The sequence below is a fragment of the Pseudomonas sp. 22490 genome (assembly GCF_052044465.1).
Classification (GTDB): domain Bacteria; phylum Pseudomonadota; class Gammaproteobacteria; order Pseudomonadales; family Pseudomonadaceae; genus Pseudomonas; species Pseudomonas aeruginosa.
In genome coordinates, this window is record NZ_JBQENS010000001.1 from 443,881 (window position 1) to 454,178 (window position 10,298).

The 10,298-nt window shown below is 61.7% G+C and carries 9 protein-coding genes; 8 read left to right on the top strand and 1 reads right to left on the bottom strand.

Translation table 11 applies throughout. The features are described from left to right. Positions 1–250: 250 nt before the first annotated feature. From ACTJJX_RS01975 to ACTJJX_RS02000, 6 genes are all read left to right on the top strand, one after another. Positions 251–1,933: a Mu transposase C-terminal domain-containing protein gene (locus ACTJJX_RS01975; protein WP_010791757.1), complete on the top strand. Its 1,683-nt coding sequence runs from the start codon at positions 251–253 to the stop codon at positions 1,931–1,933. A gap of 2 nt (positions 1,934–1,935) precedes the next feature. After that, on the top strand, positions 1,936–2,844 hold the full coding sequence (locus ACTJJX_RS01980) for a TniB family NTP-binding protein (RefSeq protein ID WP_000393453.1): 909 nt from the start codon (positions 1,936–1,938) through the stop codon (positions 2,842–2,844). Between the two features lie 20 nt (positions 2,845–2,864). After that, a complete protein-coding gene (locus ACTJJX_RS01985) occupies positions 2,865–4,058 on the top strand; it encodes a TniQ family protein (RefSeq protein WP_176600213.1) in 1,194 nt (397 codons plus the stop codon). A gap of 51 nt (positions 4,059–4,109) precedes the next feature. After that, on the top strand, positions 4,110–4,724 hold the full coding sequence (locus ACTJJX_RS01990) for a recombinase family protein (protein ID WP_000904906.1): 615 nt from the start codon (positions 4,110–4,112) through the stop codon (positions 4,722–4,724). A gap of 65 nt (positions 4,725–4,789) precedes the next feature. After that, positions 4,790–5,593: an aminoglycoside O-phosphotransferase APH(3'')-Ib gene (gene aph(3'')-Ib, locus ACTJJX_RS01995; RefSeq protein WP_001082319.1), complete on the top strand. Its 804-nt coding sequence runs from the start codon at positions 4,790–4,792 to the stop codon at positions 5,591–5,593. Next, positions 5,593–6,429 (top strand): APH(6)-I family aminoglycoside O-phosphotransferase, encoded by an 837-nt coding sequence (locus tag ACTJJX_RS02000; protein ID WP_315050539.1) that lies wholly within the window; start codon positions 5,593–5,595, stop codon positions 6,427–6,429. The genes aph(3'')-Ib and ACTJJX_RS02000 overlap by 1 nt, the downstream gene beginning before the upstream one ends. Positions 6,430–6,806: 377 nt before the next feature. Here the strand turns inward: ACTJJX_RS02000 and sul1 are convergent, their stop codons facing one another. Beyond that, on the bottom strand, positions 6,807–7,658 hold the full coding sequence (sul1, locus tag ACTJJX_RS02005; protein ID WP_000946487.1) for a sulfonamide-resistant dihydropteroate synthase Sul1: 852 nt from the start codon (positions 7,656–7,658) through the stop codon (positions 6,807–6,809). Positions 7,659–7,759: 101 nt separating this feature from the next. Here sul1 and intI1 point away from each other — a divergent pair, with 101 nt between their 5' ends. After that, positions 7,760–8,773, top strand: coding sequence for a class 1 integron integrase IntI1 (gene intI1, locus ACTJJX_RS02010; RefSeq protein WP_000845048.1), 1,014 nt, complete (start codon positions 7,760–7,762; stop codon positions 8,771–8,773). Positions 8,774–9,115: 342 nt separating this feature from the next. Continuing rightward, the coding region (locus ACTJJX_RS02015; protein ID WP_008786760.1) for a DDE-type integrase/transposase/recombinase at positions 9,116–10,298 on the top strand (1,183 nt) is incomplete at its 3' end.

A 10,298-nucleotide genomic window follows, 5' to 3' on the forward strand; every position in this document is an offset into this window, starting at 1 on the left:
GGAGTCTACATATGCAGCCCAGGCCTTGCCAGGCAAGAGGTATGCGTCTTGCGCAAGAAAACGACCGTTTTCTTTACGCCCTCGGCATCACCTCAAAACCACCCCGGTGTCATTTTCAGAAGACGACTGCACCAATTGACGGGGCGTAACGCCAGATGTGCAGGCGACTCCTGACAACGCAATATCAGAAGTCATCTGCACCAATCTCGACTATGCTCAATACTCGTGTGCACCAAAGCGAGGTGTGAGCATGGCGTCAGACACATCATTGATTGCCGAGCAAGGCGTGGCCACCCTGCCCGATGCGGCTTGGGCGCAGGCCCGGCAACGGGCGGAAATCATCGGGCCGCTGGCAGCGCTTGATGTGGTCGGGCATGAAGCCGCCGATGCCGCTGCTCACGCGCTTGGCCTGTCCAGGCGGCAGGTGTATGTCCTAATCCGCCGTGCCCGGCAAGGTGCTGGGCTTGTGACGGACCTGGCTCGCAGCCGATCCGGCGGCGGAAAAGGCAAGGGACGCTTGCCGGAATCAGTTGAGCGCATCATCCGCGAGTTGCTGCAAAAGCGCTTCCTGACCAAGCAGAAGCGTAGCCTGGCAGCGTTCCACCGCGAGGTCGCGCAGGCTTGCAAAGCGCAAAAGCTGCGGGCGCCGGCGCGCAACACCGTGGCTCTGCGGATCGCCGGCCTCGATCCGCTCAAGGCCACTCGCCGCCGGGAAGGTCAGGATGCGTCCCGCAGCCTGCAAGGTGTCGGTGGTGAGCCTCCCGCCGTGACCGCGCCACTGGAACAAGTGCAGATTGATCACACGGTCATCGACCTGATCGTGGTGGACGAGCGCGACCGGCAACCGATTGGCCGTCCGTATCTGACCATCGCCATCGACGTGTTTACCCGCTGCGTGCTCGGCATGGTCGTCACGCTGGAAGCGCCGTCATCTGTTTCGGTCGGCCTGTGCCTTGTGCATGTCGCCTGCGACAAGCGTCCCTGGCTGGAGGGTCTGAACATAGAAATGGAGTGGCCGATGAGCGGCAAGCCCAGGCTGCTCTACCTGGACAACGCGGCCGAGTTCAAGAGCGAAGCGCTACGCCGAGGCTGCGAGCAGCATGGCATCCGGCTTGACTATCGCCCGCTCGGGCAGCCGCACTACGGCGGCATCGTGGAACGGATCATCGGCACGGCGATGCAGATGATCCACGACGAATTGCCAGGGACGACCTTCTCCAACCCTGACCAGCGCGGCGACTACGATTCCGAAAACAAGGCCGCCCTGACGCTGCGTGAGCTGGAGCGCTGGCTCACATTGGCGGTCGGCACCTACCACGGCTCCGTGCACAACGGCCTGCTCCAGCCGCCGGCAGCGCGCTGGGCCGAAGCTATCGCGCGGACCGGCGTGCCAACCGTCATCACTCGCACCACGGCTTTTCTGGTCGATTTTCTGCCCATCATCCGCCGCACGCTGACCCGCACCGGCTTCGTCATCGACCACATCCATTACTACGCCGATGCGCTCAAGCCGTGGATAGCTCGGCGCGACCGCTTGCCTGCGTTCCTGATCCGGCGCGACCCGCGCGACATCAGCCGCATTTGGGTGCTGGAGCCGGAGGGGCAGCACTATCTGGAAATTCCATACCGCACCTTGTCGCACCCGGCTGTCACCCTCTGGGAACAACGACAGGCGCTGGCGAAATTGCGGCAGCAAGGGCGCGAACAGGTGGATGAGTCGGCGCTGTTTCGCATGATCGGCCAGATGCGCGAAATCGTGTCCACCGCGCAGAAAGCTACGCGCAAGGCGCGGCGCGACGCGGATCGACGCCAGCATCTCAAGGCAACGGCAGTTCTTTTCAAAACCACGCCACCACCGGACGCGGACATGGCTGACCCGCAGGCAGACAACCAGCCACCTGCCAAACCGTTCGACCAGATTGAGGAGTGGTAGCCGTGGAAGAATATCCCATCATCGACTTGTCCCACCTGATGCCGGTGGCCCAGGGCTTGGCCCGTCTTCCGGCGGACGAACGCATCCATCGCCTTCGCGCTGACCGCTGGATCGGCTATCCGCGAGCAGTCGAGGCGCTGAATCGGCTGGAAGCCCTGTATGCGTGGCCGAACAAACAACGCATGCCCAACCTGCTGTTGGTCGGTCCAACCAACAACGGCAAGTCGATGATCGTCGAGAAATTCCGCCGCACCCACCCGGCCAGCTCCGACGCCGACCAGGAGCACATTCCGGTACTGGTCGTGCAGATGCCATCCGAACCGTCGGTAATCCGCTTCTACGTCGCGCTACTTGCCGCGATGGGCGCGCCATTGCGCCCGCGCCCACGGCTGCCGGAAATGGAGCAATTGGCGCTGGCACTGCTACGCAAGGTCGGCGTGCGCATGCTGGTGATCGACGAATTGCACAACGTCCTGGCCGGCAACAGCGTCAACCGCCGGGAATTCCTCAACCTGCTGCGTTTCCTCGGCAACGAGCTGCGCATCCCGCTGGTCGGGGTCGGCACACGCGATGCCTACTTGGCGATCCGCTCGGACGACCAGTTGGAAAACCGCTTCGAGCCGATGATGCTGCCGGTGTGGGAGGCCAACGACGATTGCTGCTCACTGCTGGCCAGCTTCGCGGCTTCGCTCCCGCTGCGGCGACCCTCGTCGATTGCCACGCTGGATATGGCCCGCTACCTGCTCACGCGCAGCGAGGGCACCATCGGCGAGCTGGCGCACCTGTTGATGGCGGCGGCCGTCGCTGCCGTGGAGAGCGGTGAGGAAGCGATCAACCATCGCACGCTCAGCATGGCCGATTACACCGGTCCCAGCGAGCGGCGGCGGCAATTCGAGCGGGAACTGATGTGAAGCCAGCGCCACACTGGCCACTGCATCCGGCTCCCAGGGAAGGCGAAGCCTTGTCTTCGTGGCTCAACCGCGTGGCCCTTTGCTATCACATGGAGGTGTCCGAGCTGCTGGAGCACGATCTTGGTCACGGCCAGGTTGATGACCTGGACACCGCGCCACCACTGGCGCTGCTGGCGATGCTCTCCCAGCGGAGCGGCATCGAGCCGGACCGGCTGCGTTGCATGAGTTTCGCCGGCTGGGTGCCTTGGCTACTGGACAGCCTTGATGATCAGATTCCAGACGCATTGGAAACCTATGCGTTCCAGCTCTCGGTGCTGCTGCCGAAACTCCGCCGTAGGACGCGATTCATCACGAGCTGGCGTGCCTGGCTGCCCAGCCAGCCGATACATCGCGCCTGCCCGCTCTGTCTGAACGACCCGGCAAACCAAGCCGTACTGCTTGCATGGAAGCTGCCCCTGATGCTGAGCTGCCCGCTGCATGGCTGCTGGCTGGAATCCTATTGGGGCGTGCCTGGGCGGTTTCTCGGCTGGGAGAACGCCGACACTGCGCCGCGCACCGCCAGCGACGCGATTACGGTGATGGACCGGCGCACCTGGCAGGCACTGACGACCGGCCATGTGGAGCTGCCGCGCCGACGCATCCACGCTGGATTGTGGTTTCGGCTACTACGCACGCTGCTCGATGAGCTGAACACCCCGCTTTCGACGTGCGGAACCTGCGCGGGGTATCTCCGCCAAGTCTGGGAAGGCTGCGGGCATCCGCTGCGTGCTGGGCAAAGTCTGTGGCGACCGTATGAAACCCTGAACCCGGCAGTACGGTTGCAGATGCTGGAGGCGGCGGCAACGGCAATCAGCTTGATTGAGATGAGGGATATAAGCCCGCCGGGCGAGCATGCAAAGCTGTTCTGGTCCGAACCCCAAACCGGTTTCACCAGTGGCCTGTCGGCGAAAACGCCGAAGCCCGAACCCGTCGATCACTGGCAACGGGCAGTCCAGGCCATCGATGAGGCCATCATTGAAGCGCGGCACGACCCCGAGACGGCACGCTCGCTGTTCGCGTTGGCTTCCTATGGTCGGCGCGACCCCGCTTCCCTGGAACAGTTGCGCGCCACCTTCGCAAAGGAAGGCATCCCCCCGGAATTCCTGTCACATTACGTGCCTGATGGACCCTTTGCATGTCTTAGACAGAATGACGGGTTAAGTGACAAATTTTGACGACCAGAACTTTCCGGTGCACACTGTCACATAATCGAACGTTTGTGATACATGCTGATCGGATATGCCCGCGTCTCCAAAGCCGATGGCTCGCAGTCTCTCGACCTGCAGCACGACGCCTTGCGCGCCGCAGGTGTCGAACGGGACAATATCTATGATGATCTTGCTTCCGGCGGTCGTGATGATCGCCCTGGCTTGACCGCCTGCCTCAAGTCATTGCGTGACGGCGATGTGCTGGTGGTCTGGAAGCTCGATCGCCTCGGACGATCGCTTGCCCATCTGGTCAACACGGTGAAGGAGCTGTCAGACCGCAAGATCGGCCTGCGGGTTCTGACTGGAAAGGGCGCTCAGATCGACACCACGACTGCGTCCGGTCGCATGGTGTTCGGAATCTTCGCCACCTTGGCCGAGTTCGAGCGGGATCTGATCCGAGAGCGCACCATGGCGGGTCTCGCCTCCGCGAGAGCGCGCGGTCGCAAGGGCGGACGAAAATTCGCGCTCACCAAAGCTCAGGTGCGTCTCGCGCAAGCCGCCATGGCCCAGCGCGATACTTCAGTTTCCGATCTCTGCAAGGAACTCGGCATCGAGCGCGTCACTCTCTACCGATATGTCGGTCCCAAAGGCGAGCTCAGAGACCATGGAAAGCATGTTCTCGGACTTACGTAGCAACTCGTTTCTTTTCGCAGGTTGAGCCACCTCCGCGCTTCATCAGAAAACTGAAGGAACCTCCATTGAATCGAACTAATATTTTTTTTGGTGAATCGCATTCTGACTGGTTGCCTGTCAGAGGCGGAGAATCCGGTGATTTTGTTTTTCGACGTGGTGACGGGCATGCCTTCGCGAAAATCGCACCTGCTTCCCGCCGCGGTGAGCTCGCTGGAGAGCGTGACCGCCTCATTTGGCTCAAAGGTCGAGGTGTGGCTTGCCCCGAGGTGATCAACTGGCAGGAGGAACAGGAGGGTGCATGCTTGGTGATAACGGCAATTCCGGGAGTACCGGCGGCTGATCTGTCTGGAGCGGATTTGCTCAAAGCGTGGCCGTCAATGGGGCAGCAACTTGGCGCTGTTCACAGCCTATCGGTTGATCAATGTCCGTTTGAGCGCAGGCTGTCGCGAATGTTCGGACGCGCCGTTGATGTGGTGTCCCGCAATGCCGTCAATCCCGACTTCTTACCGGACGAGGACAAGAGTACGCCGCAGCTCGATCTTTTGGCTCGTGTCGAACGAGAGCTACCGGTGCGGCTCGACCAAGAGCGCACCGATATGGTTGTTTGCCATGGTGATCCCTGCATGCCGAACTTCATGGTGGACCCTAAAACTCTTCAATGCACGGGTCTGATCGACCTTGGGCGGCTCGGAACAGCAGATCGCTATGCCGATTTGGCACTCATGATTGCTAACGCCGAAGAGAACTGGGCAGCGCCAGATGAAGCAGAGCGCGCCTTCGCTGTCCTATTCAATGTATTGGGGATCGAAGCCCCCGACCGCGAACGCCTTGCCTTCTATCTGCGATTGGACCCTCTGACTTGGGGTTGATGTTCATGCCGCCTGTTTTTCCTGCTCATTGGCACGTTTCGCAACCTGTTCTCATTGCGGACACCTTTTCCAGCCTCGTTTGGAAAGTTTCATTGCCAGACGGGACTCCTGCAATCGTCAAGGGATTGAAACCTATAGAAGACGTTGCTGATGAACTGCGCGGGGCCGACTATCTGGTATGGCGCAATGGGAGGGGAGCAGTCCGGTTGCTCGGTCGTGAGAACAATCTGATGTTGCTCGAATATGCCGGGGAGCGAATGCTCTCTCACATCGTTGCCGAGCACGGCGACTACCAGGCGACCGAAATTGCAGCGGAACTGATGGCGAAGCTGTATGCCGCATCTGAGGAACCCCTGCCTTCTGCCCTTCTCCCGATCCGGGATCGCTTTGCAGCTTTGTTTCAGCGGGCGCGCGATGATCAAAACGCAGGTTGTCAAGCTGACTACGTCCACGCGGCGATTATAGCCGATCAAATGATGAGCAATGCCTCGGAACTGCGTGGGCTACATGGCGATCTGCATCATGAAAACATCATGTTCTCCAGTCGCGGCTGGCTGGTGATAGATCCCGTCGGTCTGGTCGGTGAAGTGGGCTTTGGCGCCGCCAATATGTTCTACGATCCGGCTGACAGAGACGACCTTTGTCTCGATCCTAGACGCATTGCACAGATGGCGGACGCATTCTCTCGTGCGCTGGACGTCGATCCGCGTCGCCTGCTCGACCAGGCGTACGCTTATGGGTGCCTTTCCGCAGCTTGGAACGCGGATGGAGAAGAGGAGCAACGCGATCTAGCTATCGCGGCCGCGATCAAGCAGGTGCGACAGACGTCATACTAGATATCAAGCGACTTCTCCTATCCCCTGGGAACACATCAATCTTACCGGAGAATATCGTTGGCCAAAGCCTTAGCGTAGGATTTCGCCCTCTCCCGCAAACGACCCCCGAATGTCCGGTCGATCCGCGCGACGTCCCAGGCGGGCGTTCCCTTGGCGGACATCCACGCCGCAGCGTCGTGCATCAGCCGCACAACCTCGTCGATATCACCCGAGCAGGCGACCCGAACGTTCGGAGGCTCCTCGCTGTCCATTCGCTCCCCTGGCGCGGTATGAACCGCCGCCTCATAGTGCAGTTTGATCCTGACGAGCCCAGCATGTCTGCGCCCACCTTCGCGGAACCTGACCAGGTCCGCTAGCGGGCGGCCGGAAGGTGAATGCTAGGCATGATCTAACCCTCGGTCTCTGGCGTCGCGACTGCGAAATTTCGCGAGGGTTTCCGAGAAGGTGATTGCGCTTCGCAGATCTCCAGGCGCGTGGGTGCGGACGTAGTCAGCGCCATTGCCGATCGCGTGAAGTTCCGCCGCAAGGCTCGCTGGACCCAGATCCTTTACAGGAAGGCCAACGGTGGCGCCCAAGAAGGATTTCCGCGACACCGAGACCAATAGCGGAAGCCCCAACGCCGACTTCAGCTTTTGAAGGTTCGACAGCACGTGCAGCGATGTTTCCGGTGCGGGGCTCAAGAAAAATCCCATCCCCGGATCGAGGATGAGCCGGTCGGCAGCGACCCCGCTCCGTCGCAAGGCGGAAACCCGCGCCTCGAAGAACCGCACAATCTCGTCGAGCGCGTCTTCGGGTCGAAGGTGACCGGTGCGGGTGGCGATGCCATCCCGCTGCGCTGAGTGCATAACCACCAGCCTGCAGTCCGCCTCAGCAATATCGGGATAGAGCGCAGGGTCAGGAAATCCTTGGATATCGTTCAGGTAGCCCACGCCGCGCTTGAGCGCATAGCGCTGGGTTTCCGGTTGGAAGCTGTCGATTGAAACACGGTGCATCTGATCGGACAGGGCGTCTAAGAGCGGCGCAATACGTCTGATCTCATCGGCCGGCGATACAGGCCTCGCGTCCGGATGGCTGGCGGCCGGTCCGACATCCACGACGTCTGATCCGACTCGCAGCATTTCGATCGCCGCGGTGACAGCGCCGGCGGGGTCTAGCCGCCGGCTCTCATCGAAGAAGGAGTCCTCGGTGAGATTCAGAATGCCGAACACCGTCACCCTGCTGCGTAACATCGTTGCTGCTCCATAACATCAAACATCGACCCACGGCGTAACGCGCTTGCTGCTTGGATGCCCGAGGCATAGACTGTACAAAAAAACAGTCATAACAAGCCATGAAAACCGCCACTGCGCCGTTACCACCGCTGCGTTCGGTCAAGGTTCTGGACCAGTTGCGTGAGCGCATACGCTACTTGCATTACAGCTTACGAACCGAACAGGCTTATGTCCACTGGGTTCGTGCCTTCATCCGTTTCCACGGTGTGCGTCACCCGGCAACCTTGGGCAGCAGCGAAGTCGAGGCATTTCTGTCCTGGCTGGCGAACGAGCGCAAGGTTTCGGTCTCCACGCATCGTCAGGCATTGGCGGCCTTGCTGTTCTTCTACGGCAAGGTGCTGTGCACGGATCTGCCCTGGCTTCAGGAGATCGGAAGACCTCGGCCGTCGCGGCGCTTGCCGGTGGTGCTGACCCCGGATGAAGTGGTTCGCATCCTCGGTTTTCTGGAAGGCGAGCATCGTTTGTTCGCCCAGCTTCTGTATGGAACGGGCATGCGGATCAGTGAGGGTTTGCAACTGCGGGTCAAGGATCTGGATTTCGATCACGGCACGATCATCGTGCGGGAGGGCAAGGGCTCCAAGGATCGGGCCTTGATGTTACCCGAGAGCTTGGCACCCAGCCTGCGCGAGCAGCTGTCGCGTGCACGGGCATGGTGGCTGAAGGACCAGGCCGAGGGCCGCAGCGGCGTTGCGCTTCCCGACGCCCTTGAGCGGAAGTATCCGCGCGCCGGGCATTCCTGGCCGTGGTTCTGGGTTTTTGCGCAGCACACGCATTCGACCGATCCACGGAGCGGTGTCGTGCGTCGCCATCACATGTATGACCAGACCTTTCAGCGCGCCTTCAAACGTGCCGTAGAACAAGCAGGCATCACGAAGCCCGCCACACCGCACACCCTCCGCCACTCGTTCGCGACGGCCTTGCTCCGCAGCGGTTACGACATTCGAACCGTGCAGGATCTGCTCGGCCATTCCGACGTCTCTACGACGATGATTTACACGCATGTGCTGAAAGTTGGCGGTGCCGGAGTGCGCTCACCGCTTGATGCGCTGCCGCCCCTCACTAGTGAGAGGTAGGGCAGCGCAAGTCAATCCTGGCGGATTCACTACCCCTGCGCGAAGGCCATCGGTGCCGCATCGAACGGCCGGTTGCGGAAAGTCCTCCCTGCGTCCGCTGATGGCCGGCAGCAGCCCGTCGTTGCCTGATGGATCCAACCCCTCCGCTGCTATAGTGCAGTCGGCTTCTGACGTTCAGTGCAGCCGTCTTCTGAAAACGTGTCGTTTTCAGAAGACGACCGCACCATCTGACTGGATGTAACGCCTGGTGTGCATACGGCTCCTGACAGCCCAATATCAGGAGTCGTCTGCACCAATCTCGACTATGCTCAATACTCGTGTGCACCAAAGCGAGGTTTGGGCATGACATCAGACACTCCACCGATTGCCGCGCAAGGCGTGGCCACCCTGCCCGACGAGGCATGGGCGCAAGCCCGGCACCGGACGGAAATCATCGGGCCACTGGCAGCGCTTGAGGTGGTCGGGCATGAAGCCGCCGATGAGGCAGCCCAAGCGCTGGGCCTGTCCCGGCGACAGGTATATGTCCTGATCCGTCGCGCCCGGCAGGGTACTGGCCTGGTAACAGACCTGACGCCCGGCCGATCCGGCGGCGGCAAAGGCAAGGGGCGCTTGCCGGAACCGGTCGAGCGCATCATCCGCGAGCTGCTGCAAAAGCGCTTCCTGACCAAGCAGAAACGCAGCCTGGCGGCGTTCCACCGCGAAGTCGCGCAGGCGTGCAAAACCCAGAAGCTGCCGGTGCCGGCGCGCAACACCGTGGCCCAGCGGATTGCCGGACTACACCCGGCGAAAATAGCCCGCAGCCGGGGCGGGCAGGACGCTGCCCGTCCCTTGCAAGGCGCGGGTGGCATTCCGCCAGAAGTCACCATGCCGCTGGAACAGGTGCAGATCGACCACACCGTCATCGACCTGATCGTGGTCGACGAGCGCGACCGGCAACCGATTGGCCGCCCATATTTGACCCTCGCCATCGACGTGTTCACGCGCTGCGTACTCGGCATGGTGGTCACGCTGGAAGCGCCGTCCGCCGTCTCGGTCGGCCTATGCCTCGCGCATGCCGCCTGCGACAAGCGGCCCTGGCTGGAAGGGCTGAATGTGGAAATGGACTGGCCGATGAGCGGCAAGCCCAGGCTGCTCTATCTGGACAACGCGGCCGAGTTCAAAAGCGAAGCGCTGCGCCGTGGCTGCGAACAGCATGGCATCCGGCTGGACTATCGCCCACCAGGCCAGCCGCACTACGGCGGCATCGTGGAACGGATCATCGGCACGGCGATGCAGATGATCCACGACGAATTACCGGGGACGACCTTCTCCAATCCCGGCCAGCGCGGCGAGTACGATTCCGAGAAGATGGCCACCCTGACGCTGCGCGAGCTGGAGCGCTGGCTCGCGTTGGCGGTAGGCACCTATCACGGCTCCGTGCACAACGGCCTGCTCCAGCCGCCGGCCGCGCGCTGGGCCGAGGCCGTGGAGCGCGTTGGCGTCCCGGCCGTCGTTACCCGCCCCACCGCGTTTTTGGTCGATTTCC